Source organism: Anaerocolumna sp. MB42-C2, assembly GCF_030913705.1.
Classification (GTDB): domain Bacteria; phylum Bacillota; class Clostridia; order Lachnospirales; family Lachnospiraceae; genus Anaerocolumna.
The window spans coordinates 2,966,922-2,993,121 of record NZ_CP133190.1; the positions used below are offsets into that span (position 1 = coordinate 2,966,922).

Here is a 26,200-nt window from a genome sequence, read left to right on the forward strand (position 1 = left end):
ACAACCTCTTAAAAGAAACTATTAATTTTTCATTCCTGTAATAGCTATTCCTTGAATAATTTGTTTTTGGAAAAACATATATACAATAAGTACCGGAAGAATTGATATTACTGTACCTGCCATAAGCAGCGGATAATTAGTAGCATAGGTACCTTTAAAGAAATTGAGTAAAAGCGGAACCGTAAAAGTTTCTGTTTTGTTCAAGAAAATCAATGGATACAAGAAGTTATTCCACTGTCCTAGAAATACAAAAATACCAAATGCTGCCATAGAGGGTTTTACCAATTGTATAATAATTCGAAAAAATATCTGTGGTACCGTAGCTCCATCTATAACTGCCGCTTCTTCCAGTTCATTTGGGATTCCGGCTATAAATTGTCTCATTAAGAATACTCCAAATGCATTAAATAAGCCTGCCGGAAGAATTAAAGATAAATGCGTACCTAAAAGTCCCAAATACTTCATAATAATAAATAACGGAATCATCGTAACCTGTGACGGAATCATCATAGTCGCCAAGAATAAGATAAACACAAAATTACTCCCGTGAAATTTCAATTTTGCAAATGCATACCCTGCCATTGTAGCTGTAAGCAACTGAATAACCACAACCACAAATGCAATATAAAAACTATTAAAATATGCACGTCCGAAAGGAAGTGTTGCCAGTGAATCCGGGTAATTTTCCCAAACAATCGGATCTGGCAATATTTTGGGTGGCGATGCAAATGTTTGTCCCATGTTTTTCAAGGAACTCAAAATAGTCCATGTAAAAGGAAGTATCATAGTTATTGCCCCAAGGCTAAGTACCACATACAACAAAATTTTACCAACTCTAACCTTTTTCTTATTGTTCATAGTACACCCACCTTTTCGATCCATACATTTGAATCAATGTAATAGTCAAAATAATCACAAACAAAATCACAGAAGATGCACAAGCACGTCCCATTTTAAAATCTACAAATGCATTTTGATATATATGGTATACAAGTGTGTAACTTGCTTTCATTGGACCGCCTTTGGACATAACAAACGCCTGATCAAATACTTGAAAAGAACTTATTATCGTCATTATTAATACAAAGAACAGCGTTGGAGAAAGCATCGGTACCGTAATATGCCGGAATGAATTCAATTTATTCGCACCGTCAATTTGTGCTGCCTCATAATAAACCTCCGGAATATTCTGTAAACCAGCAAGAAGAAGTACCATATTATATCCAACATTCCACCATACGGACACAATGACAATGGATATTAACACCATTTTAGGATCCGTCAACCATTTAGGACCGTCAATGCCTATAGAAGCCAATGCAGTATTAAGAAGTCCAAAATCTCCATTCATAATCCATGTCCAAATTACACCAACCGATACCGATCCGGTTACAACTGGCATAAAATAGAACAATCTATATATATTTTTCCCTTTAATTTTCTGCACTGCCAATGCCAGTGCTAATGCCAATATCAGATCGATCGGTATAAAAAGAAGCGAATAAATTAACGTATTTAATAAGGATTTTCTGAAATCCGAATCCATTACCTGTCCAATATAATTTTGAAGTCCAACAAATTTCATTTCCGATGCTATTCCATCCCACTCATTGAAACTAATGCCAAAACTCATACCTAATGGTATGATTGCAAATATAACTAAACCTATTAATTGAGGAATAATAAAAATCAATCCCCATTTTCTACGTCCTTTTTGCATTACATTTCTCCTTTATAGATAAGGAGGCGTATCGCCTCCTTATTCTAAAAACATGTTATTTACTGCTCTACTGCTATGATTTCGGCTCCTTTTGCTTCTGCCTTTCCCAAAACCTCTTCTGGATTCGTACCATTAATGTACGCCTCTTCAAAAACAGATTTTGTCGCATCGCTGAATCCTGGATATAAACCATCTTTTACAGTTTTATCACCCATTGTCCAACCAGTTGCACGTACATTCAAGATATGTTCTACATGCTCTGGAACTTCAGAACTCCGAATTAATTCATCCAATGTTTTTACCGATGGAACAGAGGTGCCTACACCTGTAATTCTTGCTTTCTGTCCTTGCGTTCCGCAATAGAATGAAGCAAACTCCATAGCTTCTTTTGCATACTCTGATTTCGCATTGATACATAAGTATCCACAGCATACCTGTGCCGGTGTATATTTCGTACCATCACTAGAGGGATATGGAATATAATCAAAATCAATGCCTTCATCATAAAATGTTTTTGTAAGCCAACGTCCTGCTACAATAAAACCCGTTTGATTCGACATAAACATTGCATCTTCGCCTTGTCCATTTGGTAATGTTCCGCCATAAACAAATCTTCCGTCTTTCAATCTTTCGCAAACATATTTAAAAGCTTCTTTGGCTTTGTCATCAAATTTGTAAGTGTCACCATCCCATACTGATCCACCGTTAGCAAATACCCAATTGTATAATCGAATATTGTCCCCAGACTGAATCATTCCACTTTTGCCATTTTCCTGAAGTGCAGAACAGATTTTATCAAAATTGTCCCATGTCCACTCACCCTTTTCAAATAATTCCTGAGGTTCTTCAATGCCTAACTCTGCCAGCATTGATGGAGAATAATACATAACTACCGGATTACAATCTACTGATAATCCATAGATTTCATCACCATTCTTAGCTGCACCCCATACACTTTCATCAAAATCATCTTCTTTTACATAAGAATCAGCACTTGCAAGGAAGTCTGTCATACCGGCTATTGTACCATTTTTCACCAACTGGCTAATCATAGTATCCTCAACAAAAATAACATCAGCAGCTGTCCCTCCAGCCAACTGAGTAATCAGCTGTTGACTATAACCATCACTTGGAGATGCTTCAAAGTTAACATGTATTTTATTCTGGCTTTTGTTAAACGCATCAACAGCTTGCTGATATACAGTTATTTCTTCTGCATTACCTCTCGAAGTATATGTAATCTCTACTACATCTCCATCTTGTACAGGATCACTATTTTCTGAAGATGTAGTTACAACTTTCTGTTTCTCCGTTCCACATCCTGTAAGAACAGCCATTCCAGCCAATAAAGTCACCATAATACAAACTATTTTCTTTTTCATATGTTTATCCTCTCTTTTTAGTAAACTTTTTTTATTTTACTAACATACAGCCATTTGTTTTATAAATCAAAATTATCACAATTTTTTACTATTGTCAACAATATTTTTGCTGTTTACCTTATTATTTTAACTATTTTCAATAATATATTTACTAAACTATTGATTTTTTATTTTATTTGTGTTAGTTTTGTAAACATAAAATCATTTACTTTTTTACTAAACGGAGGCAAAAATGAAACTAACAAATATTATATGTAATACGAATAAACTTGAATTAACTAGTTCTTCTGTTGAAACTAATTCTACAATATCTGAATATCTCTTTGATTTTCGATACAACGAATCCATTCAAGGAAACCTCAATGCTCTGCAGCAGTTTCCAATGAAAAATCGGCCTCTTGTTCATCTCCATTTAGAAGCGCCGGCCTTATACATCGTTGGTATTTGGCGTCCTGATTCTGCTTTTGAGAAAAATTTAATTGGTGATTGGGCTAAATTACACCAAATTAACCTAAGCCATTCCGCTCCTGTTGTTACTTTTTTTAATCAAGAGGAGAATAATTGTTTTACAGTATCCTCAAGTAATGTAAATCAAGATTCTTTTCTTCTTGCTGGTGTTCATGAAGAAACTGGTGAAATCTATATAGATATTATTATCTATTTATCTCCAGAAACCAATATTTACGATTTAACCTGTCGTATTGATACTACTAATGCACCTCTTCATCAAGTATTAGAAAATGTTTCTAACTGGTGGGACTCTATCCTGCCTGATAAACCAATGTGTGTACCTCGAGAAACCAAGCTTCCTATGTACTCTACCTGGTATTCCTACCACCAAGATATGACTGATGAATTGTTAAGATGTGAATATCAGCAAGCTGCGAATTTAGGAATGAAAACCGTCATTATAGATGATGGCTGGCAAACGGAAGACAATAACAGAGGTTATGGCTTTTGTGGAGATTGGAAAAGTGAGAGAACAAAATTTCCTGACTTAAAAAAACATGTTGATTATATTCACTCACTCGGAATGAAATGCCTCTTGTGGTACAGTGTCGCTTTCGTAGGGAAGTATTCCAGTGTATGGAATGAATATAGTAATATGTTACTTCATTTTGATTCAACTCTCCAAGCAGGCGTTTTGGATCCACGCTATCCTCAGGTAAGATTCTATTTAATCACTTTGTATAAAACTGCTTTAGAAGAATGGAATTTAGATGGATTAAAATTAGATTTCATTGATTCTTTTCGTGAGTATACAGATACACCTGAATACAATCGTGACATGGACTTTCACGAAATTCAAGATGCTGTTTACCATCTAATGTTAGAGATCTCTAAGACACTAAGAGCTATCAAGCCCAATATTATGATCGAATTTCGTCAAAATTATATCGGCCCACAAATGCGTAGATTTGGTAATATATTTCGTGTTGGAGATTGTCCTTTATCGTCTGTCTCAAACCGCATTGGAATTACCGATTTAAAACTCATCAGCGGAAATACTGCCATTCATTCTGACATGATTATGTGGCACCATAATGAATCACCTGAAGATATTGCCATTCGGCTCATCAACTGTATATTTGGGAATCTTCAAATATCTGTTAAACTAAATTCATTAAATGACAAGCAATACAAAGTGTTACAACATTATTTGAAGTTTTCAATTTCCAACTGCAAAGTCCTGCAAGAAGGAATTTTTTCAATTCAATCACCATTAGCACTTTATCCAGTCCTTCAAAGTTGTTATGATAAAATATGTATTATCGCTTATTATATTAGTAATGTATTGATTAAGCTTCCTTTTAACGAGTCATTTAACGAATACTGGATTTTAAATGGTTGCAAAGAAAAACAAATTTGTATTCAATTCTCTGAATCTGGGACATATCAAATTACCAGTCTTGACTGTTTTGGAGATGAAATCTGCAGAAAAGAAGAAAAAATCACACCAGGTCTATATTCTTTTCTCAACTCTGCAGGCGGCTCAATGCAAATAAATAAAATTTTTTAATCCATATGCAAGGACACCAAAATATATTGTCAGCGTCAGTATAAAAAACTGCATTATTATGACCCCAACAGATGTCCAGGTCCATAAAAGAGGAGACTTTATCTTTCGGCAATATGAAGAATACCATACAAAGACGGATGAAATGAACGGGAAAGTAAATGAAAACAACAAGAGTATCAATGAAGTTTTAGAATATGCTGCGAACCAAATATTAGACAGTAATATGAAAAAAATTACACAAGCAGCATGGAATTTTATAAATATTCAAACCGAAATAACCTCCATTGTGCAACAGGCTGATCAAAATACAGCCTCTTCCGGTGAGATTTTATCCACTTTGGAAGCACAAAATAAATAAGATTACCTAAAAATCAGCAAAGCAGGCAGGCCTCCATGTTTTGAATGCCTGCCTGCTTATCGTAAATCTACAAGTTCATTTTCATAGGTTCTTGGGCGCTTGGTATTTGGTTCTTAACCTTTTCTGATATATTACTACTATTATGAAAGCTAAAACGGTTAATATAATACTACTGATTATTTTTACCGGTATTATTTGTTCCTTTACAGGGTGCCCTGATTTTACGATTTCCAATGAATTGCCATGTAAATCTGCTTCACCGCCATGCTTTATACAGGCTCTATGGAATACACCTGTTATTTTAACCATATCTCCTTTATATTTGTAATTCCCATAGTGAATAACATGCTCTGCCTCATTTTTACTAATCCATATACCGAGTGCATTGGTTCCGTCATTAATATTTATCCAGGTATATTCTCCTCTATTAAGAGGCTCCCCAATCGCTTCCCCAAAAACAGTAACCCTCTGTCCGTCCATCTCCTTGGCATTTTCGATTAAATCATTTATTTTTGTCACATCCTCTGCCCATGCCGTTATGGAAAATAAGTTGGTCAAAATTAAAAAAACTAGGCCCGCTGTAATAATCTTATGCATGTTTTCTTAACACCTCCCAGAATGTAACCTATTAAGGCAAATACGGACAGAAACTCCAACCTGCCTAAATACATAGCAATAATGTAATAGATCTTCATAAAATTCGGCATAGAAGGCGTAGTAACACCTATAGACAATCCGACATTACCGGTAACGGAAGCGGATTCAAATGCGGAGTCTGCTAATGTATACCCATAAAATGTTCCAATCATGGTGCCTATGGTAAATGTAACCATATAACAGCATATGATCGTTGCAGAAGACTTAATTAAACCGTCTTCTAACATATGGTCCTTTATGTGATGATATTTATACACTTTCATGCTTCGCTCCGATGTAAGCAGTTTTTTAACATCCATAATCAGACCTTTAAAAACGATACCTACCCTTAGTCCTTTAAATCCACCTGCCGTTGAACATGCTGAACCGCCGATCAGCATAACAATTATCATAATTAGAACCCCGAAATCTCCCCATTCCAAAGCAAACTGTCTGGCATAAATAGAACCTAATCCCGTTGTCGTATGAGCTGAGACTACATTGAAAATAATTCTTCTAAAACCTGCCACCGCATTAGGATACACATTTAGTTTCGATAACCCAATCAATGCCAGCATACAGGCTATAAATGATGTTATAAAGAAACTTTGGGTTTCTATATTTTTTACTATTTCCTTTCTTTTACCCTGCCATATGGCATAATGCAGACCAAAGTTAAATGAGCCCAGTATAAATATAATCATAGTAACCGATTCATATAATATGCTGTGATAATACATAATGTTTTGGGTATAAGGGGCAAATCCTCCGGTACTCCATGAGGATTCAAACATATACAGTGCATGCAAAAATGCCGATACAGGTTTCAGTCCAATAAACATACCGATTATCCACAAGGTAACCGTACCGATTATAAGGTATACCAGGCTTATTTTCCATATATATCTGGCAGTGCCTTTTACATTAGGCACCAATTCAATATCTTTTCCTTCTCCAACATACATTTTATAAGCTCCGCCGATTTCTCTTGTTAAAAAAGAAAGCGCCAGAACAATCATTCCCTGCCCGCCAATAAAAGTTAACATATGTCTCCACATATTTAAGCCATTGGAAAGATGATCCAAATCCTGCGTAAGAACTAACCCCGTTGTTGTAAATCCACTCATTACATCAAAACAGGCATCTAAAAATGAGTTTGTATGTCCGCTTAACCGATACGGAATCGCACATAAAAAAGTTAAGATAATCCAGGATAATGCAGCAATAACAAAACCATGCTTCCATCCAAAATTTGGCCTGCTGTCCTTAAATTCCGCTCCGAACAGAATCAATGATAAGGCGATAATTGTTGTTATGGCACCAGTAATCATAAAATCCAACATTGGATTCCATTCCTTGAATAATATAGATGTAACAACTGGTATACTCATAGATGCGGCTACGATAAGAACTATGTATCCGGTATAGTAACATATGATACCTATGCTGGAAGTTCTTTGTCTATTTTTGTTCATAATCTCACCTCATAATGATTACGGCCGCTACAAAGATAACAAAAATATAAAAAGCAGCCGAACCCAGTTCAGATATAATCCCTTTTATTTCATTTTTGATATAGTCCATCTTTTATTACCTCCGTCATATAACTCTGCAACAATAATTGATAAAATTGATTTATTGGTCATTATCACTACTTTGTCATCAGGTAAAATACAGGTATCACCCCTGGGGTATATTACTTTTTCATCCCTTAGTATAGAGACCAGTACACATTCATTTGGTAAAACTAAATCTTTTACCATTCTGTTACACCATAAATTAGGTTTGTTTATAGATAATTCCGCTAAAATCATGGAACCACGTTCAAAAGTATTGATAATTCTGTAATCCTCTTTCTCAAATGAATACTCAATTAAACTTGCTATTACTTCCGTGCTGCAAACCGTATTATCGATACCCAGAGTTTTAAACATGATAGTATTTTTAGGATTATTAACACGGGCAATTGTTTTTTTCGTATTAAAACTTAATTTTGCAATCTGACAGATAACAAGATTTTCTTCATCCGTCCCCGTAACAGCTGCGATAATTTCTGCATCTTCGATACCTGCATCCTTTAATACCTCTAATTTCGTACCGTCTCCCCAGATTACATCCGCATCATAATCTTCAGCTATTTTTATACATATGTCTTTATCCCGCTCGATGAGAGTTACTTCATATCCTCTCTCTTTTAATGTTTTAAGGAGGTTATAACCTATTTTCCCTCCGCCGATAATAATTGTCTTCATAGGAATATCTCCTTGCATAAATAATTAATTAACTTTTCCTTATCATTTTTATGAACCGTACAATAAATCCGGTCCCCTTTATTTATCCGGTCATCTTTTTTTGGAAGACTTACTGCTCCGTCTTTCATCAGGCCTGATATGATGCAGTGGAATTTATCTTCAATATTAACTACGGTAATATCTTTTTCTTTTCCTACAAGAAGCTCTATAATTCCATAATTATTATCTAATGTTGAAATTATATCTAAACTTTCACTTGGCAGCTGACTTTTTAGTATCTCAATTTCATACTGAATCGGATTAATGGTAGAAATACCGAGCTTATTATAGAAATAGCTTTTGTCCGGATCATTTATTCGGGCTATTATTTTAGGTACTGTATATATTTTATCCGCTATCAGCGATACTGTTATATTTATATTATCATCCGGTGAAGCTGCTATAAGAGCATCCGCCTTTTTTATACCTGCCTCCAGCAGTTTGTCGCTGTCAAATTCAATTCCTTTGATACGCCTGCCATTAAACCCACTGCCCAAAGTATTTAATTTATCTCCATCGCGATCGATAACACAAATGTCATTGCCATCATCCGATAATTCTTTCGCCAGATTACTGCCCAATCTTCCGCAGCCAATTATGATTATATACATATATCATCCTCCACACATTAAGTCAAAGCGGATATTCTTATGTTCGCTACGCTACCCGGCTCTAACCTTATACCTGCTATACAGTTATTACAGCTGGTGTATAAACTCCGGCTGAAAACAAATAATCCCTAACCACTCCATACCCTCGGCTAAGAAGCGGGGGACTTACTAGCAAGGTTACCTCCTTTTAAAGGTGTCCCTTTTGTTCCTTGATTACTTATATCATTATTTTCATCACCAAAATCAACCTCAATATTTTTATATGGAAACAGGGTACTGACCCGTTCCAAATTAACACTGGCTGGTTTATATGTGGGATTCAGCACATATGAGATTCTGTAATGCTTCCTGGCTAAATCATTGTCTCCTTTGAATTCATACCAGATTCCCAGAAGATTATGAGGTTCCGCAGCATTAGGATCGCTATTAATCGCTTTCATTATAAGTTTATATGACTCTTCATACTGTCTATTTTTAAGATAACTGATTACCTCTTTCATATACATATGCAATTTACCTGCTGTCATTTCGTAATCATACATAGTTTACACCATTACATCCCGTTTACCTTTCTGTGGGACTGCCACAAATAAAAATGAGTGAAAGAATATACCGTGGCATCCTTTCTTTTTAATATTTTCTTTCACTTTTTTCAGCTGAATAATTCACTTTGCAAAACTCTTTTCTTTAATAAGTAAAGAATAAAACATTTCGTATAAGTTTTGTGTAAGTATTCTGTTAATGAAATAATATTTAGATAAAAAATCCGGCACAATATCTTACTTGCATAAGAAAGAGTCTGGTTTACCAGACTCTAGCGCTGACGCGCTGTCACTTCGGTGACATCTTCCTTAAAGGATATTATCCTTTTGCGTGTTCATGTGCATCCTGCCGGTCGGGCTTTTTATGCAATAGGACGCAATTTCCTATTGCATAAAAAAAGGCCGTGACATAATTCTTATATTATAAACTTGAGTGATATCAGCCTGTATTCCAGGCACAAGTTTAAATCTTTCAGAATTAGCAACAGCCCTTATATTTATACTATATTTATTTACTTATTCATCTACCAATCGATACCCCACACCGATTTCTGTTATGATATATTCCGGCTGTGATGGATCTTCGCCAAGTTTTCTCCTTAAATTACCCATACATACCCGCAGTGATTTCGTATCACTTGACAGCATACCTCCCCAGATATTTTCCGCAATATACTTATGCGTAAGTACTTTTCCCTGATTCCTGGCTAATAAAACCAGCACCTTATATTCATTGGGGGTTAACCGTATTTCCTGTTCGTTAATCCAGACTCTGTGCTTATCCGTATCAATGATCAAGTCTTTAATTTTGAAACTTGAATTTACCTCTATGTCAGGAATAACCGCATAACTTTTATGCCGCAAGATAACTCTTATACGGGCCAGTAATTCGGGTACACTAAATGGCTTGGTAAGATAATCATCCGCACCGGCATCAAGTGCTTCAATCTTCTCCCTGTCATGGCCCCTGGCAGAAATAATTATAATTGGAATCTGGGAAACTTTCCTTAATTTTTTTATTACATCAACCCCGTCCATATCCGGTAGTCCAAGATCTAATACTACTATATCAGGATTCTGTGATACCGCTAACATAAGAGCACTGGAACCATCCGAGACATCCATACACTTATATCCCTGCATCTCAATTGATACTCTAAGAAAGCTCCTTATTGACTTTTCGTCATCAACAATTAAAATAAGCGGTTCCATAGTTTTACTCCATTTCTGATAAGATATAAAAACTCACAATGGTTCCATGCGGTTCATAATTACTAATCGATATACTTCCATTATGTGCTTCGATTATCGATTTGCAAAGCGGCAGTCCCAGTCCCATACCTTTTCGGTTTCCGTTTTTTTTCGTGTTATGATAATACCGGTCAAATACGTGGGATAAGTCATCCGTCAAAAAGCCGGGTCCGTTATCTTTCACTTCAAAAACAACCCGGTCTGAATCACGGTACAGTGATACTATAATATCGCTTCCCTCAGGAGAATAGTTTATTGCATTATTTATAAGATTTACTAAAACCTGTCTTATTAATATTCCGTCCACTTTTATTAACAGGATTTCTTCCGGTATCTTTACAGAAATATTGTAGTTGAGAGCATGTTTTTTTACATGTGCTACAGCATCCGAGATAATCTCTTCGGCCGCCTCTTCCTCAAAATTAAGTTTTACTCTGCCCTCATCAAAACGTGTAGTCTGTAAGATGTTTTCTACTAACTCATTTAACCAGTCTGCATCTTCGTATATGCTTTGTAAAAAATTTTTCCTGATTTCGTCACTGATCTTTTCATAATTATCCCGTGCTGTACTAGCTAACCCCATAATACCTGCTAAAGGGGTCCGAAAATCATGGGAAATGGAACGTAACATATCAGCCCGTAAACGTTCTTTTTGCATTTCAATTTGTACTTTATGCTGCTCCTCGGATATTTTCTGGCGTTCCAGTACAACAGCTATCTGCGGTATTATGACATCGGCAAATGTAAATTGGTCCTGACTTCGAATGGAATCCTTTCTCAAGGAAATACCTATGACTCCCAAAATTCCGCTTTGACTCAATATCGGTTTGTATAATGCACTTGCGTCAGAAAAAAGTGTAGTTCCATAACCACTTGGAATTCCAGACTGAAATGTCTCTAAGCAGGCTGCCTGGTCAATAACACCAAGAAAGCTGTCATTACCACTGGCACTTTTATAAAGCAGTTCCCCATTAGAATGATTGAATTGCACAAGTACATCCGCATTCAATAGCTTTGACATCTCTTTTGCAGAAATTTCCGCTAATTCTTCTATACTTTTAACATCCAGTAATTTCTTCTCAATATAATACAGGGAAGCTATATACTTTTCCCGTACTTCAACAAGCTGTCTTTCCTTTTTTAACCTGATGGTCAGCATACTGGTAATAAATCCTACCATAAACATTACTATAAAAGTAATGATATAATCCGGATCATGTACTTTTAGATTATAATATGGTTTTGTAAAGAAAAAATTATAGAGCAGCACTCCACAGCCGGAAGAAATTAAGCTATAAATGTAACTTTCAGCCAAATAGGTAAAAATAAGTATACCCAACAGATAAATCATCACAATATTAGATTCAAACATCTTAATGTGAAAAAAAATCATTGATATCCCGGTACATATCATCATGATAAATACCATAATTACAAGCTTTATTAAAGTATTTTGCTTTTTAGTTTTACCGCTTAATGTCAAATCTAATATTTTATCATTAGCCCTATTTATTGAATGATTTCTCATTGATATCAACACCGCCTATTATAAACAGATATTAAAGGAAATTTGGTTTAATAACAATTTTCTCTACTTATCACCATCAATTTTAATCATACGGTATCCAATCCCGATATGTGTCTGTATATATTTGGACTCCGTTTTATCTTTTTCTATTTTTTTGCGTAAAGATGCCATATATACTCGAAGGGAAGACAAATCGCTTTCTATTGCATTGGTCCATACTTTATCCAGAATATAATGGTGTGTTAAAACCTTTCCTACATTTTTAGCAAGAAGGCATAACAGATTATATTCCATGGGCATTAGATGAATTTCCCTCTCCCCTAATTTTACGGTGGCTGAGGTATAATCAATGGTTAGTTCTCCATTATGAAAGACGGATTCTTCCACAGCTCCTCTTGCTTCTAAATACTGAATTCTTCTTAAGGTAGAACGCAGCCTGGCAAGGAGCTCTTCCACGCTGAAAGGTTTCGTAAGATAGTCATCCGCCCCGGCATCCAATGCCTGTATTTTATCTTTATCATCACTACGGGCACTTATTACAATAATAGGAATTACGGACCAGGAGCGCAGTTTTTTGATTACGTCTACACCATCCATATCCGGAAGTCCCAAATCCAATAAAATAATGTCCGGCTTTCCTGATGCAGCCGCAAACAAAGCCTTATCCCCGGAGGCTGCCGTGATATATTTATAATTCTGGGTCTCCAGGGTTGTTGTTATGAGGTTTCTGATAGGCGGATCATCTTCCACTACTAAAATGTTCGGTTTTCCATTCATCATTGTAATATTACCTCCTCTGCTTTTAGAGTAAACCGAAATATGGTTCCTTTCGGTATATTATCAAATACACTGATCTCACCGCCGTGTGCATTAATAATGGATTTACACAAGGCAAGTCCGAGTCCCATACCGCGCCGGCCGTCTGCAACAGAATTATTCACTGTATAAAACATATCAAACAGTTTCTCTTTCTGATCATCTGCTATTCCGCTTCCATTATCCGTCACCTCTACAATGATTTCATTATTCCTTTTTTTAGTGTTAATGCAGATTTCGGATTCTTTTTCCGTATATTTAATTGCATTATCCACTAAATTAATTATAACCTGCATTATTAATTTTGCATCCATTTTAGCAACCAGAAGATCATCTTCTTCCTCAACCTGTATATGATGTTCAATACTGTTTCTGTTAATATGTTTTAATGCCTCTGATATAACGTCTTCTAACAGCTCAGCCTGTAAGTTCAAATTCATGGTGCCATTTTCAATCCGTGTAACAGACAATAAATTTTCCACTAAATTTATCAACCACATAGAATCATCATAAATATCCACATACAACTTCTGCCTTTGATCACTGCTTATTTTATCCGCATTACCTATCAGGACTCCAGCATTTCCCGAAATGCTGGTAAGCGGTGTCCGTAAATCATGGGATATGGAACGTAAAAGATTGGCTCTTAACTGTTCCTGCTGCAATTTAATCGCCGCTTCTTTCTGCTCCCTTGCCAATTCTTCTTTTTCCAGAGCCAGGGAGCACTCATTTAAAATTGCGCTCATAATATCTTTTTCAAATGCGGGAATTTCTTTTCTCTCCATATCTATACCGACTACCGCAAATACCTTTTCACTGTTACGGACTGCCAGATACAGGCACTTGGCACCCGGTAATGTAGTTGTGGAAAAACCGGCATGTTTGTTATTTTTATAAGTCCACTGGGCAACGGCAAGTTCCTCCTTATTCAGGATATTTACCGCGTCATCATGAAATTTAAAAATAAAAGGTTCTTTATTAATTTCCGGATTACCGAGGAAAATATAGATATTCTTCTCTAACAGTTTTCCTAACTGTTCTGCCGCATGGATAATGATATCTTCCGGTTTATCAGCTTTTTGCAGCCTGCGGCTGGTTTCCAGAAGGATTTCCGTACGGTAAGACTTTTTTGCAGCCTGTTTTGCATGATTTTTCACCTTTTGTGTTAAGGAAGAGCTTATAAAAGCAGTTACGAACATAATAATAAAGGTTATAATATATTCCGTATTATTTACCGTAAAGGTAAATGTGGGCTCAATAAAGCAGAAATTAAATACAAAAACACTGGCAACACTGTAAATTACACTGCATATTCTCAGTTTTGTTGCCAAGGCGGTAAATAATACACTTAGCAAATATACCATAATAATATTGGCATCGCTGAAACCTAAATACCGAAATAAATATGCCATTACCGTTGCAGCAGCCATAATCCCCACTGAAATTATGCTATCAATCAATACGATTTCACTTTTTAATCGATTCCTGGGGACTTTTGACTTTATAATGTATTTTTTATCAAAAGCATCCGGTACTAAAAATATCTCCAACTGTGGGGCAAGTTTTGATAACCGTTCCGAAAAACTCTCCTTTACAGAAAATAACATTCTTTTTGTATAGGTTCTTCCTAATACTACTTTTGAAACTCTTGCAACCTTGACATACGCCGCAATCTGTTCCACAATGTCACTTCCGTATGAAGTTACGATTTTAGCACCTAATTGCTCTGCCAGCCTGGTATTCTTATTTAAACGTACAGAATCCTCTTTTGACATTTCTGCAAAACCGGAGGTTTCAACATAAAAGGCAGTAAATTTGCCATGAAATGCATTTGCCATTCTGGCTGCCTGTCGTATTACCTTTTCATTGGAGGGCGAGGGCGACAAACAGATCAGGATATGCTCCATTACTATTCCCTCTGCCTCTTTTACTCCGCTGTATGATTTTTCCTGTATCAGATTTACCCTGTCCGCCATTCTCCGCAGTGCAATTTCACGAAGAGAAACCAAATTTTCAATGGTAAAAAAATGATTGAGTGCTTTTTTAACTTGTTTATCTTTATATATTTTACCTGACTTCAGCCGTTCTAATAATTCTTCGGGTTCTATATCCACTAATTCTACCTGATTTGCCTTATCAAATACAAAATCCGGTATTCGCTCTCTTACAATAACTCCCGTAATTCCGGCAATTACGTCATTTAAACTCTCCAGATGCTGGACATTTACTGTTGTATAAACATCAATTCCCGCCTTAAGCAATTCCTGAATATCCTGATACCTCTTTTCATGTCTGCACCCGGCTGCATTCGAGTGTGCAAGCTCATCCACCAGTATAAGCTGTGGTTTCCGTTTTAGAGCTCCATCCAGGTCAAATTCAAAAAGATTAATATTATTATAATTCACGGTCAGGGTGGATAACATCTCCAGGCCATTGGTTAATTCCATGGTTTCCGGCCTGGTATGAGGTTCTACATATCCTATTACAACATCAAGTCCGGCCTCTTTTGCTTCATGGGCGGATTCTAACATGGCATAAGTTTTACCTACGCCTGCTGCATATCCGAAAAAGATTTTTAACCTGCCTTTTCCCTGCTGTTCTTCACTTTCCTCTATTTGTTTTAATAATATGTCGGGATTACGATAATTATCTTCCATCAAGCCGCCTTCTTTCTGACTGATTATATCAGGATTTTCACTTACTGAAGGATTTACTTCAAAATCCCGTCCAATGCCAGATTAACTTTTAGAACATTTACAACTCTTTCACCAAATATTCCTGCAAATCTGCCGGTTGTATATTGATCAATAATAGTTCTGACTTCATCTTCCGTCATATTACGGGTTTTGGCAATCCGTTTAATCTGGTACTCCGCCGCTGCTACACTGATATGAGGATCCATTCCGCTTCCGGAGACGGTAACTAAATCTACCGGTATTTTATCCATAGCGCCGTTCGGATTGGATTGCCTGATTTTATCTGCCCTTTCCTCAACCAGGGTTTGATACTTTTCACTTGCCGGGCTTATATTGGATGGTCCTGCATACATTAAAGCATTTCCTTCTGCATCTGTAAATAGTCCGGTATTTATATTCATGATTCTTCCCCATAAATAGTTATCCCCGGTGTACTGCTGTCCCAGAAGTTCACTTCCATATTTTACGCCGTTTACCTGAATCAAACTACCGTTAGCCTTATCTTTAAAAAATATTTGTGAAATTCCCGTAATCAACAGCGGATAAATAATTCCGCACAATAAAGTCATAATAAAAAGCATTTTAACAGCTCTTAATAATATTGGTTTTATTATATTCATATTTCCTCTCTTTCTACCCAACCAGTCCCGTTGCCACAATGATCAGATCAATCAGCTTAACGAACAGGAAAGGCGTAATAATTCCGCCAAGGCCATATACGAGTAAATTCTGGGACAAAAGTTTACCTGCCGGCAGTTCCTTGTACCGTACTCCTTTTAAGGCCAAAGGAATTAATGCAATTATAATAAGTGCATTGTAGATAATTGCCGAAAATACCGCACTTTCCGCACTGTGCAACCTCATAATATTTAAAGCGGATAATTCCGGATATAACCCCACAAATAATGCCGGTATAATAGCAAAATATTTAGCCAGGTCATTTGCTATACTAAATGTGGTAAGGCTTCCTCTGGTCATAAGCAGCTGCTTACCAATCCTGACAATCTCAATTAACTTCGTCGGAGAGGAATCCAAATCCACCATATTGCCGGCTTCTTTTGCCGCCTGTGTGCCCGTATTCATGGCAACTGCTACATCTGCCTGAGCCAGTGCCGGAGCATCGTTGGTACCGTCTCCTGTCATAGCAACTAAATGGCCTTGTAACTGGAATTCACGTATCATGGCGAGTTTCCCCTCCGGAGTGGCTTCCGCAAGAAAATCATCCACACCGGCTTCCGCAGCGATGGCAGCAGCCGTTAACGGATTATCTCCGGTAATCATAATGGTCTTTATACCCATTTTCCTAAGGTCTGCGAACTTCTCTTTTACTCCCGACTTAACAATATCTTTTAAATAGATTACCCCAAATACGATGTGATCTTTTGTTACTACTAACGGTGTTCCTCCCTGGTTCGCAATTCTTTTAACAACTGCATCACATTCTTCACTATAATGATTGCCAAAGCTTTGAACATAGGTTTTCATGGAATCAGCCGCACCTTTACGTATCTCACAGCCTTTTATATCAACCCCGCTCATTCTGGTTGCGGCAGTAAAAGGTACAAATACCATATTAAGTTCATTTAAATTACGTTCCCTGATACCAAACTTTTCTTTCGCCAGGACTACCACACTTCTGCCCTCAGGAGTTTCATCGGGTAAAGAGGACAGCTGGGCTGCATCCGCAAGTTCTATAACAGTATGGCCGTCTACCGGAATAAATTCACTTGCCTGACGGTTGCCAAGGGTTATGGTACCGGTTTTGTCTAACATCAGAATATCCACATCTCCTGCCGCTTCAATTGCCCTGCCGCTCATGGCAAGTACATTAGCCTGATTTAATCTGCTCATTCCTGCAATACCGATAGAAGATAATAAGGCACCGATTGTAGTAGGCGCAAGACATACTAAAAGTGCGATTAAGGAAGTAACAGAAGTCGGATTAGGCATATCAGCCTGTTTTGATGAAAATAAGGAATACGAATATAAGGAGACCGTAACCAATATAAAGATAACCGACAACGCAATTAAAAAAATCTGTAAAGCTATTTCATTGGGGGTCTTTTTTCTGGAGGAGCCTTCTACCATAGCTATCATTTTATCCAGAAAACTTTCACCTGCTTCGTTGGTAACTTCAATAATAAGCCAATCGGAGATTACCGTTGTACCTCCCGTTACAGCACTTCTGTCACCGCCGGCTTCCCTTACAACCGGTGCGGATTCCCCTGTTATGGCACTTTCATCTACGGAAGCCGCACCTAATATAACTTCTCCGTCTGCAGGTATTTGTTCTCCGGTTTTTACAATAACAAGATCACCTTTCTTTAAAAGAGCCGACGATATGACTTCCTGTTTATCCTTGCTATCTATGGATGGTATTATATGCGCCTCCACATCCTTTTTTGCTGAACGAAGGGAATCCGCCTGCGCTTTTCCCCTGCCCTCCGCTATCGCTTCCGCGAAATTAGCAAAAAGAACGGTAAACCATAAAATAATGGAAATTCCTAAAATATAACCGGAAGGAGCATCTTTGATTCCAAATAAGGAAAGGACAAATAATCCGCTTGTTAATATGGCTGAAACATAAACTAAAAACATAACCAGATTATTTAGCTGTATTTTAGGGGATAATTTTATAAATGAATCCTTTAAAGCACGTAATAATATTTTTTTATCAAACATTGTATTCTCTTTCATATAAGCGCCTCCTATCCCAGCATTTTAAGGTGTTCTGCAATCGGTCCCAGGGCTAATGCCGGGAAAAAGCTTAATGCACCAATTAATAAAATAACAAAGATCAATAGAAAAACAAACATTGTATTACTCGTAGAAAGAGTACCGGTTGTTGCTGCTATCTTTTTCTTATTCGCCAGACTTCCCGCTGCTGCCAGCATTGCAATCATTGGCACAAATCTGGCAAACAACATACACAGTCCAAGTGACACATTAATAAATGCCGTATCTGCAAAAAATCCAGCAAAAGCAGATCCGTTATTGCCTCCTCCGGAAGTATAGGCATACAAAATTTCAGAAAATCCATGTGCTCCGGCATTATTTAAGCTGTCAGCAATTTCCGGTACCACGGCTGCAATACCGCTGCCGATTAAAATTGCAACCGGCGTGGCAAGACATGCTAATACTGCCATTTTCATTTCATACGGTTCTATCTTCTTGCCCAAATATTCCGGTGTACGCCCTACCATCAGCCCAGCTATAAACACGGTCAGGATAGCGAAACCAAGCATACCGTACAAACCGCATCCTACACCACCGAATATAACTTCACCAAGCTGTATTAAGAGCATCAATGCCATTCCGCCAAGGGGAGTGTAGGAATCAAGCATGGAATTGACAGATCCGTTGGAGGCCGCTGTGGTAAAAACCGACCAGGTAACCGATGAGGCTATACCCAGTCTGGCTTCTTTTCCCTCCATGTTACCTCCGGCCTGATTCTTCGTACCGATATCTACGGAGCCATTTGCCGTAAGCTGGGGTGTTCCGGTTTGTTCGTTTACAGCTACACAGGCAAGAGCAATTAAGAGTACAATCATCATAGCTGAGAATATCGCAATACCTTGTTTTTTATCCTTTATATTCCGCCCAAAAGCAAACACAAGGGCGGCAGGTATCAGTAAAATAGAAAGAATCTGAACCAGGTTGGATAAAGCAGTGGGGTTTTCATAAGGGAATGCCGAATTGGTTCCAAAGAAACCGCCGCCGTTGGTTCCTAACTGTTTTATCGCTATCTGACTGGCAGCCGGACCCATTGGAACCATTTCATTTGTTACCACGGTTCCATCTTTAAGGGTTATGGGTTCTACTAATTGTACGGTATCATAGGGTTTAAAGTTCTGAACCACACCTTGTGACACCAATATAACAGAGACCAAAAGAGACAGTGGAATCAGTATATATATAATAGTTCTGGTAAAATCCACCCAAAAGTTTCCTATCCTGTCTTTCTGCTTATTGATAAAACCTCTGATTACCGCAAATAAAACAGTAATTCCGACGGCAGCCGATACAAAATTCTGGACCGTAAGCCCTAACATCTGGGTAAAATAAGACAGCTGTGATTCACCGCTATAGGCCTGCCAGTTTGTATTGGTTATAAAACTGACTGCCGTATTAAAAGCCAGATGCCAACTGGTCCCTTTAAGTCCCTCCGGGTTTAACGGCAAGTAACCTTGAAATAAAATAATTAAAAATAATACTATAAAGCTGACAACACTCAAGCTGATAACACTTGCTGCATATTTCTTCCATGTCATTTCTTCCGTACTGTCAATTTTTAAGATACGGTATATAAATTTTTCACACGGAAAACATATCCTGGATAAAAATACTTTTTCACCATTCATAACTTTCCCGATATAACTTCCAAGCGGAATGGCTATTAAAACTAAAATAAGAAGATATAAAGAATATTGAATTATAACATTCACCATTTCATTTCAACTCCGATCTTTTTTCTAAATACAGAATAAATTTTTCTTTCTCCTGTTTGTAATTAATATAACATTGGTGATATAAAATAGGTGTTATAATTCTAACAGCAAATATTAAAATTACATTAAAACAACCACTGTCTCAGGAAGCACAAAGCAGGCAGGCCTCCATGTTGTGAGTGCCTGCCTGCTTATCTTATTAGTTATATGTTTCAATTTGTTCTTAATCCACTTAAATCAATTGATTTTTACTTTTTAATAGCTACAATCATTCCATCTCCAATTGGCAGTAATGTACTCTCCAAGTTGGGTGCTTCTGCGACGAGACGGTTAAACTTACTCATTGGCTTAACGAGATTATTCCACTTTGGGTCAAGTTCCATGACCGGAAACAGCGCGTCGTCTGCAACAAAAACACCACCCGGTTTCAGAATCCGGATACAATCCTTTAGTAAGTCCGGATAAAGGCGTTTATCCGCGTCCTGAAATATAAAATCAAATGTGTCATCCGAAAAGCTGGGAACAATCTGGCACGCATCACCAAATAAGATTTCTATAATATTGTCTACGCCTGAGCGCTCAAAATTTCGTCTAGCCTGTACTGCGGCAGTATTGTCAAATTCGATTGTTGTGATGGTTCCACCATATTCTCGTGCTGTGAGTGCCATGGATGTTGCGGAAAAACCGATACTTGTCCCGATTTCAAGAATATGCTTTGGCTTTTTCATCTGTAAAATCAATTGAAGAAAGCGTGCGGCATCATCATCCACAACCGGTACAAACTCTTTCCATCCTGTTTTGTTAATAAAATCCTTTCTTGTCAGGGAGCTCTTTACATTATATAAGTCTTCAATGTAAGCTTGGTATTTTTCTAACGTATCCAAGTTTTTGTCCAATCTTTGGCTTCCCTCTGCTACTAAATCCTTTCTCTTGCTCATGTTTACATCTCTCCTTAAGTTTCAATCTTACCGGATGGAGAGACCAAAAAACGCACTCTCCAACCAGGTAGGTTAGATAGTGCGTTGGCTCACGTGAACGCTTACGAGATAATCTGTTTTGAATTATTATATATTTTTTTATATTTTATGTCAATTATTTAGAAATAAATAAACCCTATAAAAATATTGATCCGTTACTTTACACATCCCTGCAAAAAACAGCAGTGTTGTGTACAATAACACGCTTCGCGTTTGTTGCCTGTGAACAGTAACTATTGATCCAGACTTTTATTGCGTTATACAATTATTCTTTCATTTTCCCAGGTTTAACACCTGTATGGATATCACGGTAGGAAGCTACGGTGCATCCTTTCTTTTCAATCAAAGCTTTTGTTCCTGACTCACTCTTTTGGGAACCGCCGCCACCAGAGCATAAAAAGAGCTCTATTCTCTTACCATTCGGCAGTCGCTGCACGATGGCATTAAAAGCAGGTGCCGGATATCCGGCCCATACAGGACAACCAATTATGATTTGATCATAGGCATTCAAATCGACAGACAAGGGTTGTATGGATACACTTTTTCTGCGCATAGCCCAAAGACCTCCAGGGATAAAAGCCCCTAATAAACTGCGATTATGTGTTTCCTTGACCCGGTATAACTGTGCATTAAGTTCTTTGGCCAAACGCTCAGCCTCTCTCTTAGTTGCACCGCCAAAAGTATAATAAATAATAACGGTTTTCATATTTTTCGCTCCTTAAAAGATTGTAAGTTTACCACTCATTTATATTCGGTCTGGGGACTCTCCACCATTGCTCAAAATCTGTAGTATACTGTGATAATACAACGCCTATATCTTCCGGGAATTTGTACTCTGCTAACTTATAGAAACAATTTACAAATTCATCTCCATCCTTAATATTCTGGGTAGCAGCAAATTTTTTCCCAAGGCTTACAAGATGTTCTGTCTCCGATGAAATGTTTTCTACAAATTCTTCAAGTCTTCGATTACTTGGGAATAATATATTATTCTGCTGCAATATCATACGATATATACTATAGATCACTTCATTCGTGGCATGAAGCTGTATATAACCATCTACGGGACAACTTTTCAGAAAATAATAATAATTTAACCAGAAGTCAGAATAGAACGATAGCATCTTTTCCTCTTTTTCTTTTTCCTGAAATACGGGAATTTTAGCTACGATATCCGGAATCTCTGCATCCTTTGTAAATAAAACCTGTGCTTTCACAAATGCATTTCTGGCCGGCTCACTTCCTTTTTCTGCTGCATCCTTTAAAAACTGCTTGGTCATATATTTTACATCAATATAACCGCCGTCATAGGTACATAAATCATTGATTGTCTCAGCGGTAGCATTACGGGATTTCCTCTCTGTATAGTTATCATCAGAAATAACAACCATTGCATCTAAATCGGAATCTTCCCTTTCGCATCCTTTTGCTACCGATCCTCCGAAGATAAGTGCAATCACTTCTTCTTTCTCTGCAAAATAATTTTTCATTTTTTCTATTGATTCGATATGATGTTGATACATTTGTTTCCTCCTCTTTTATATGGAATTTTGGTATATTCTCTTAATCTTTATTAGCCTGCATATCTACAAACTTCAACACATCAAGCGGTTTTTCCATCTGTAAGAAGTTTTGCTTTCTTTTTGAGGGTTGTGTTGTTCCCTCTTGTAAATACCAGGTGGCTTGAACCGCCCTCATCCCAAGTTTTCCGGCAGCTTCCAACTCATTACTGCCTCCGTCTCCAACATAAATACATTCCTCTGCTTTCACAAAAAGGCTATCCATACATCTTTGGAAAATCTCAACTTCCGGTTTTTGAATCCCCTGCTCATAGCTAAGATAAACAGCATCAAAATAGGGAAATAGTTCACTTCTTCGGATTACCTCCGCTTCCTCGGAAAAACAGTTACTGATTAATCCAATCAAAAAACCCTTTTTCTTCAATGCCAAAAGCATTGGAATTATTTCAGAATGCAAATGTCTAAAACACTCTTCTTTCGCCGCAATACGTTTCTCTACGATTTCCTTTAAAAGTGTTTCGGTATAACAATGACACTCTTTTAGTATTGTTTCCAATACTTCCTCCAGTGTTAACTTCCCTATGGTGCGTGTATATTCTGTCGGAGACCAAAGTGACCGAAATTTATCTTCCGGTATTCTTGCATCCTCCGCCATCTGTTTCCCAAAATATAATGGACTATGATAGTGCGTAATTAACGTTTCAAACATGTCAAAAATTACTGCCCGTGTCATTTTATCCTCCCTGCAAATTCTGATTGGTTCTCTTTTTTCTTTTGTATTTTTGCAGCAGCCCTTTTGCGTAATCTCATACCACACCTTTCACCTGCTTTCCAACTCCGGTTGTATATAATCTAAAGCCTAAATCAAGATACCAAAACATATGCATCACAATAAACTTTTTATGACTCTCTCTAAAACAGTACCCCAAGGTCTTGACTCAATCACGGCAATACCGTTCTGCTTACATGTATCTGCAATCCACTTGCCATATGCAATACTTATTTTGGCTCTGTAATGTTGTGGATCGCCGCTTTCTCTTGCTAAATAATTCTGCAATATCTGATTTATGTCTGATTCATTCACAAAAATTGATTTTACCTCAGGATTATGGAAAGATATTGTAAATTCGGGATAGATAAAATCACCCTCAATAATAACAGGTACTTTATCTTCAATATGCCTGTTTACCAGTTCTTTTAAAACCGGTATCATTTCTTTGCTTACATCAATTAACCAGTTTACATTGCCATCAACTCCGATATCCATCCAATTTGCACCGGTATCCCAATAATGTATTGCCGGAAAACTTTCCTTTGTTGTAACCGTTTCTACAGATAGATGAACATCATCTACTTCTAAGACATTAACACCATAATACCTGGCAATTTCATAAGCTATGGTCGATTTGCCTATTCCCGAAGCTCCGCCTATAAATAATACTGTCCAGTTTCTATCCTTTTTCACTTATTCACCTCCTTTGGTTTCGTTTTTTTACCTTCCCTTTTCCATTTGTTTGCATAGTAGTAACTTTCCTCGCATGGATTTGTCCAAAATAATTTATCTGCTTCTTTCCAATCCCATTCCTTTGAGTTTACCATGGTACGCTCCTTCCTTAATGCTTTACAGCTTCTTTTCCATTTCTACATAAAGTCCATTGCGAAATGTTTCAGAAAATCCAGAATGCCGGTACAACGTAATTGCAGGTTCAAGTGTAAACGTGTGCTCAAATGCAGCGTATGGTCTCCACACTGATTTGCATGCTGCTCAACCATATCAAGCAATAATTTAAATATTCCGCATCCACGATATTCCTCCTTTATAAACATACGTTTAACTTCACCGACATCTTTGGATTTTTTGCGATAAGCAACACATCCGATGGCAAGTCATCAGTGTAGGTTACCCAGATATTATTTATATTCTCATTTTTACTAAAACGGGTATAATAAACACTATCATCACCTAGAAAGTCTATCATAAAATCGTCTTGTTCCGAAAAGTTGAATAACCTCTTCGGATATAACATCTAAAAATGCAATCTTCATGAATACAGCCTCCGGCCATGATAAATAAAAACATAGTATTTACTCATTATGTGCAGCTCATTATCTAATAACCCTTACTCTTAATCTTCGGATTTATTAAAATTTTTCATCATTTTATCACATGAAAGTACCATTCCATATTCTTGAACAGTAAAGCTCTCTGTTTTAGTAAACCCGTGTGATAGATAGAATTGAATCGCTCGCGTATTGGATGATAATACTTCAAGAATACAAAATTTGCATCTATGCTTAATCATTTCTTCCTCAATTCTTTGGTAAAATGAATGTCCGATACCAAGACCAATATATTGTGGTAACAAATAAAATGCATGCCATTTTGCATAGGTATCTTTTTCGCCGGAAGTTATACTAAATACAGTACTTCCAACAATTTTCCCACTATGTTCTGCAATAAGGCAGGTATCCCCTTTAAGTATACTCTCTTGCAATATTGGCAGCCAATAATCTTCTTCCATCGAAGATAAATACTCCTCCGCCATATATTCTTTGTAGGCTGACTTATAGCTAATCATTATCTGTTTACTCACCTTTTTCATCTCGTCCGATGCAGGTACTCGATATTTTATGTCCATGTTTTTCTCCTATTAATAATCTGCAATCAAAATCCTAAATCCTAAATCTTTTTTTCAGTACTGTGAATACAAATATCACCCTTAGTAACTCCAGACTTTTCTATACATACATTAATTGATAGTATCGATACTAATATTCTGTTAACATTTTAATATTTATATGAATTTATAGGTATTTCCTCATTACAAGGAAATGAACATTTTCGCCATTACAGTTATCATCAAATTCTTCAATTATTGTAAATTCAAGGTTTGTATACAATTTAATTGCTCGTTTATTAAAATCTGCCACCAACAAATCAATAGACTCAAATTGAAACATTGACTTTCCAAATTTTAAAGATTGTTCAACAATCGAACGTCCTAATCCTTTTCCGGTTAATTCTGGTTTTAATTGTATACCAAATAGATAGGTTTCCTCATCATTATTATAAGTAAAACAACAGTTGGCAACTAATTCACCTCCATTATTTCTTATTACAAAAGCTGATTCATCACGATCAAGATTACTAATCCATTCTAATTTTTCAGGAGTTTTATCATTATTGTAAAAGGAATAAATGCCGTTAAATTTCCAATTTAACATTTCCTGAACATCCTTTTTAGATGCTCGCTCAAATATGTATATTTCATTATCACTCATAATCTTTCCCGCTCCTTTATAATAATTCAAGTTTAGTTATTATTTTAATTTGACAACAGATTACCGTGCAGAAAGTTCAACCCACGAAGGTTTATAACCACTGTTAACAGCAACATTTCTTG

Annotated in this window: 27 protein-coding genes; 2 read left to right on the forward strand and 25 right to left on the reverse strand. The window is 36.9% G+C overall.

Annotation, left to right across the window (positions count from 1 at the left end; translation table 11 throughout):
• Positions 1 to 21 precede the first annotated feature (21 nt).
• The 3 genes from RBU59_RS13050 to RBU59_RS13060 are packed head-to-tail and all read right to left on the reverse strand — an operon-like array spanning position 22 to position 3,102.
• On the reverse strand, positions 22 to 858 hold the full coding sequence (locus RBU59_RS13050; protein WP_308148295.1) for a carbohydrate ABC transporter permease: 837 nt from the start codon (positions 856 to 858) through the stop codon (positions 22 to 24).
• Complete coding sequence (locus tag RBU59_RS13055) at positions 848 to 1,720, reverse strand: carbohydrate ABC transporter permease (RefSeq protein WP_308148296.1); 873 nt, start codon at positions 1,718 to 1,720, stop codon at positions 848 to 850. The genes RBU59_RS13050 and RBU59_RS13055 overlap by 11 nt, the downstream gene beginning before the upstream one ends.
• A 59-nt stretch (positions 1,721 to 1,779) precedes the next feature.
• The gene (locus tag RBU59_RS13060; RefSeq protein ID WP_308148297.1) at positions 1,780 to 3,102 is read right to left on the reverse strand and encodes an ABC transporter substrate-binding protein; all 1,323 of its coding nucleotides are present in this window, start codon (positions 3,100 to 3,102) and stop codon (positions 1,780 to 1,782) included.
• A gap of 232 nt (positions 3,103 to 3,334) precedes the next feature.
• Here RBU59_RS13060 and RBU59_RS13065 point away from each other — a divergent pair, with 232 nt between their 5' ends.
• Both RBU59_RS13065 and RBU59_RS13070 read left to right on the forward strand, forming a co-directional pair.
• Positions 3,335 to 5,122 carry a glycoside hydrolase family 36 protein gene (locus tag RBU59_RS13065; protein ID WP_308148298.1) on the forward strand — a complete coding sequence of 596 codons (1,788 nt, stop codon included), beginning with the start codon at positions 3,335 to 3,337 and terminating at the stop codon, positions 5,120 to 5,122.
• A gap of 58 nt (positions 5,123 to 5,180) precedes the next feature.
• Entirely contained in the window at positions 5,181 to 5,480 is a 300-nt protein-coding gene (locus RBU59_RS13070) for a hypothetical protein (RefSeq protein WP_308148299.1), read from the forward strand.
• A gap of 81 nt (positions 5,481 to 5,561) precedes the next feature.
• On the opposite strand, the gene RBU59_RS13075 is transcribed toward RBU59_RS13070, so the two are convergent.
• The 22 genes from RBU59_RS13075 to RBU59_RS13175 form a co-directional block, all read right to left on the reverse strand.
• The gene (locus RBU59_RS13075; protein WP_308148300.1) at positions 5,562 to 6,077 is read right to left on the reverse strand and encodes a hypothetical protein; all 516 of its coding nucleotides are present in this window, start codon (positions 6,075 to 6,077) and stop codon (positions 5,562 to 5,564) included.
• Positions 6,050 to 7,591: a TrkH family potassium uptake protein gene (locus tag RBU59_RS13080; protein ID WP_308148301.1), complete on the reverse strand. Its 1,542-nt coding sequence runs from the start codon at positions 7,589 to 7,591 to the stop codon at positions 6,050 to 6,052. The genes RBU59_RS13075 and RBU59_RS13080 overlap by 28 nt, the downstream gene beginning before the upstream one ends.
• 84 nt (positions 7,592 to 7,675) lie before the next feature.
• Complete coding sequence (locus tag RBU59_RS13085) at positions 7,676 to 8,368, reverse strand: potassium channel family protein (RefSeq protein ID WP_308148302.1); 693 nt, start codon at positions 8,366 to 8,368, stop codon at positions 7,676 to 7,678.
• Positions 8,365 to 9,018: a potassium channel family protein gene (locus RBU59_RS13090; RefSeq protein ID WP_308148303.1), complete on the reverse strand. Its 654-nt coding sequence runs from the start codon at positions 9,016 to 9,018 to the stop codon at positions 8,365 to 8,367. Before RBU59_RS13090 ends, RBU59_RS13085 begins: the two co-directional genes overlap by 4 nt.
• A gap of 149 nt (positions 9,019 to 9,167) precedes the next feature.
• Positions 9,168 to 9,560, reverse strand: coding sequence for a tetratricopeptide repeat protein (locus tag RBU59_RS13095; RefSeq protein ID WP_308148304.1), 393 nt, complete (start codon positions 9,558 to 9,560; stop codon positions 9,168 to 9,170).
• Between the two features lie 516 nt (positions 9,561 to 10,076).
• Positions 10,077 to 10,772, reverse strand: coding sequence for a response regulator (locus tag RBU59_RS13100; RefSeq protein WP_308148305.1), 696 nt, complete (start codon positions 10,770 to 10,772; stop codon positions 10,077 to 10,079).
• 4 nt (positions 10,773 to 10,776) lie between these two features.
• On the reverse strand, positions 10,777 to 12,339 hold the full coding sequence (locus tag RBU59_RS13105) for a DUF4118 domain-containing protein (RefSeq protein WP_308148306.1): 1,563 nt from the start codon (positions 12,337 to 12,339) through the stop codon (positions 10,777 to 10,779).
• 63 nt (positions 12,340 to 12,402) lie between these two features.
• On the reverse strand, positions 12,403 to 13,119 hold the full coding sequence (locus RBU59_RS13110) for a response regulator transcription factor (RefSeq protein WP_330698540.1): 717 nt from the start codon (positions 13,117 to 13,119) through the stop codon (positions 12,403 to 12,405).
• The gene (locus RBU59_RS13115) at positions 13,116 to 15,812 is read right to left on the reverse strand and encodes a sensor histidine kinase (RefSeq protein ID WP_308148307.1); all 2,697 of its coding nucleotides are present in this window, start codon (positions 15,810 to 15,812) and stop codon (positions 13,116 to 13,118) included. Before RBU59_RS13115 ends, RBU59_RS13110 begins: the two co-directional genes overlap by 4 nt.
• Positions 15,813 to 15,865: 53 nt before the next feature.
• The gene (gene kdpC, locus RBU59_RS13120) at positions 15,866 to 16,471 is read right to left on the reverse strand and encodes a potassium-transporting ATPase subunit KdpC (RefSeq protein ID WP_308148308.1); all 606 of its coding nucleotides are present in this window, start codon (positions 16,469 to 16,471) and stop codon (positions 15,866 to 15,868) included.
• Positions 16,472 to 16,484: 13 nt separating this feature from the next.
• Complete coding sequence (gene kdpB, locus RBU59_RS13125; RefSeq protein ID WP_308148309.1) at positions 16,485 to 18,548, reverse strand: potassium-transporting ATPase subunit KdpB; 2,064 nt, start codon at positions 18,546 to 18,548, stop codon at positions 16,485 to 16,487.
• Between the two features lie 11 nt (positions 18,549 to 18,559).
• Positions 18,560 to 20,299 carry a potassium-transporting ATPase subunit KdpA gene (gene kdpA, locus RBU59_RS13130; RefSeq protein ID WP_308148310.1) on the reverse strand — a complete coding sequence of 580 codons (1,740 nt, stop codon included), beginning with the start codon at positions 20,297 to 20,299 and terminating at the stop codon, positions 18,560 to 18,562.
• A gap of 248 nt (positions 20,300 to 20,547) precedes the next feature.
• Positions 20,548 to 21,237: an O-methyltransferase gene (locus RBU59_RS13135; RefSeq protein ID WP_308148311.1), complete on the reverse strand. Its 690-nt coding sequence runs from the start codon at positions 21,235 to 21,237 to the stop codon at positions 20,548 to 20,550.
• 304 nt (positions 21,238 to 21,541) lie between these two features.
• A complete protein-coding gene (locus tag RBU59_RS13140; protein WP_308148312.1) occupies positions 21,542 to 21,982 on the reverse strand; it encodes a flavodoxin family protein in 441 nt (146 codons plus the stop codon).
• Between the two features lie 28 nt (positions 21,983 to 22,010).
• On the reverse strand, positions 22,011 to 22,799 hold the full coding sequence (locus RBU59_RS13145) for a nucleotidyltransferase domain-containing protein (protein WP_308148313.1): 789 nt from the start codon (positions 22,797 to 22,799) through the stop codon (positions 22,011 to 22,013).
• 40 nt (positions 22,800 to 22,839) lie between these two features.
• Positions 22,840 to 23,613: an HAD family hydrolase gene (locus RBU59_RS13150; protein ID WP_308148314.1), complete on the reverse strand. Its 774-nt coding sequence runs from the start codon at positions 23,611 to 23,613 to the stop codon at positions 22,840 to 22,842.
• A 69-nt stretch (positions 23,614 to 23,682) separates the two neighbouring features.
• Positions 23,683 to 24,261 (reverse strand): hypothetical protein, encoded by a 579-nt coding sequence (locus tag RBU59_RS13155; RefSeq protein ID WP_308148315.1) that lies wholly within the window; start codon positions 24,259 to 24,261, stop codon positions 23,683 to 23,685.
• Positions 24,258 to 24,395 carry a hypothetical protein gene (locus RBU59_RS13160; protein WP_308148316.1) on the reverse strand — a complete coding sequence of 46 codons (138 nt, stop codon included), beginning with the start codon at positions 24,393 to 24,395 and terminating at the stop codon, positions 24,258 to 24,260. The genes RBU59_RS13155 and RBU59_RS13160 overlap by 4 nt, the downstream gene beginning before the upstream one ends.
• Before the next feature lie 42 nt (positions 24,396 to 24,437).
• A complete protein-coding gene (locus RBU59_RS28790; RefSeq protein WP_442871704.1) occupies positions 24,438 to 24,623 on the reverse strand; it encodes a GNAT family N-acetyltransferase in 186 nt (61 codons plus the stop codon).
• Complete coding sequence (locus RBU59_RS13165; protein WP_308148317.1) at positions 24,614 to 24,775, reverse strand: hypothetical protein; 162 nt, start codon at positions 24,773 to 24,775, stop codon at positions 24,614 to 24,616. The genes RBU59_RS28790 and RBU59_RS13165 overlap by 10 nt, the downstream gene beginning before the upstream one ends.
• A 147-nt stretch (positions 24,776 to 24,922) precedes the next feature.
• The gene (locus RBU59_RS13170) at positions 24,923 to 25,435 is read right to left on the reverse strand and encodes a GNAT family N-acetyltransferase (protein WP_308148318.1); all 513 of its coding nucleotides are present in this window, start codon (positions 25,433 to 25,435) and stop codon (positions 24,923 to 24,925) included.
• 166 nt (positions 25,436 to 25,601) lie between these two features.
• Entirely contained in the window at positions 25,602 to 26,078 is a 477-nt protein-coding gene (locus tag RBU59_RS13175) for a GNAT family N-acetyltransferase (protein WP_308148319.1), read from the reverse strand.
• Between the last annotated feature and the right edge of the window lie 122 nt (positions 26,079 to 26,200).

Bases quoted from the DNA above. Each gene is read 5' to 3' on its own strand.
- RBU59_RS13050 (WP_308148295.1), bottom strand. From the start codon at position 858: ATGAACAATAAGAAAAAGGTTAGAGTTGGTAAAATTTTGTTGTATGTG.
- RBU59_RS13055 (WP_308148296.1), bottom strand. From the start codon at position 1,720: ATGCAAAAAGGACGTAGAAAATGGGGATTGATTTTTATTATTCCTCAA.
- RBU59_RS13060 (WP_308148297.1), bottom strand. From the start codon at position 3,102: ATGAAAAAGAAAATAGTTTGTATTATGGTGACTTTATTGGCTGGAATG.
- RBU59_RS13065 (WP_308148298.1), top strand. From the start codon at position 3,335: ATGAAACTAACAAATATTATATGTAATACGAATAAACTTGAATTAACT.
- RBU59_RS13070 (WP_308148299.1), top strand. From the start codon at position 5,181: ATGACCCCAACAGATGTCCAGGTCCATAAAAGAGGAGACTTTATCTTT.
- RBU59_RS13075 (WP_308148300.1), bottom strand. From the start codon at position 6,077: ATGCATAAGATTATTACAGCGGGCCTAGTTTTTTTAATTTTGACCAAC.
- RBU59_RS13080 (WP_308148301.1), bottom strand. From the start codon at position 7,591: ATGAACAAAAATAGACAAAGAACTTCCAGCATAGGTATCATATGTTAC.
- RBU59_RS13085 (WP_308148302.1), bottom strand. From the start codon at position 8,368: ATGAAGACAATTATTATCGGCGGAGGGAAAATAGGTTATAACCTCCTT.
- RBU59_RS13090 (WP_308148303.1), bottom strand. From the start codon at position 9,018: ATGTATATAATCATAATTGGCTGCGGAAGATTGGGCAGTAATCTGGCG.
- RBU59_RS13095 (WP_308148304.1), bottom strand. From the start codon at position 9,560: ATGTATGATTACGAAATGACAGCAGGTAAATTGCATATGTATATGAAA.
- RBU59_RS13100 (WP_308148305.1), bottom strand. From the start codon at position 10,772: ATGGAACCGCTTATTTTAATTGTTGATGACGAAAAGTCAATAAGGAGC.
- RBU59_RS13105 (WP_308148306.1), bottom strand. From the start codon at position 12,339: ATGAGAAATCATTCAATAAATAGGGCTAATGATAAAATATTAGATTTG.
- RBU59_RS13110 (WP_330698540.1), bottom strand. From the start codon at position 13,119: ATGATGAATGGAAAACCGAACATTTTAGTAGTGGAAGATGATCCGCCT.
- RBU59_RS13115 (WP_308148307.1), bottom strand. From the start codon at position 15,812: ATGGAAGATAATTATCGTAATCCCGACATATTATTAAAACAAATAGAG.
- kdpC (WP_308148308.1), bottom strand. From the start codon at position 16,471: ATGAATATAATAAAACCAATATTATTAAGAGCTGTTAAAATGCTTTTT.
- kdpB (WP_308148309.1), bottom strand. From the start codon at position 18,548: ATGAAAGAGAATACAATGTTTGATAAAAAAATATTATTACGTGCTTTA.
- kdpA (WP_308148310.1), bottom strand. From the start codon at position 20,299: ATGGTGAATGTTATAATTCAATATTCTTTATATCTTCTTATTTTAGTT.
- RBU59_RS13135 (WP_308148311.1), bottom strand. From the start codon at position 21,237: ATGAGCAAGAGAAAGGATTTAGTAGCAGAGGGAAGCCAAAGATTGGAC.
- RBU59_RS13140 (WP_308148312.1), bottom strand. From the start codon at position 21,982: ATGAAAACCGTTATTATTTATTATACTTTTGGCGGTGCAACTAAGAGA.
- RBU59_RS13145 (WP_308148313.1), bottom strand. From the start codon at position 22,799: ATGTATCAACATCATATCGAATCAATAGAAAAAATGAAAAATTATTTT.
- RBU59_RS13160 (WP_308148316.1), bottom strand. From the start codon at position 24,395: ATGGTAAACTCAAAGGAATGGGATTGGAAAGAAGCAGATAAATTATTT.
- RBU59_RS28790 (WP_442871704.1), bottom strand. From the start codon at position 24,623: ATGTTTATAAAGGAGGAATATCGTGGATGCGGAATATTTAAATTATTG.
- RBU59_RS13165 (WP_308148317.1), bottom strand. From the start codon at position 24,775: ATGATAGACTTTCTAGGTGATGATAGTGTTTATTATACCCGTTTTAGT.
- RBU59_RS13170 (WP_308148318.1), bottom strand. From the start codon at position 25,435: ATGGACATAAAATATCGAGTACCTGCATCGGACGAGATGAAAAAGGTG.
- RBU59_RS13175 (WP_308148319.1), bottom strand. From the start codon at position 26,078: ATGAGTGATAATGAAATATACATATTTGAGCGAGCATCTAAAAAGGAT.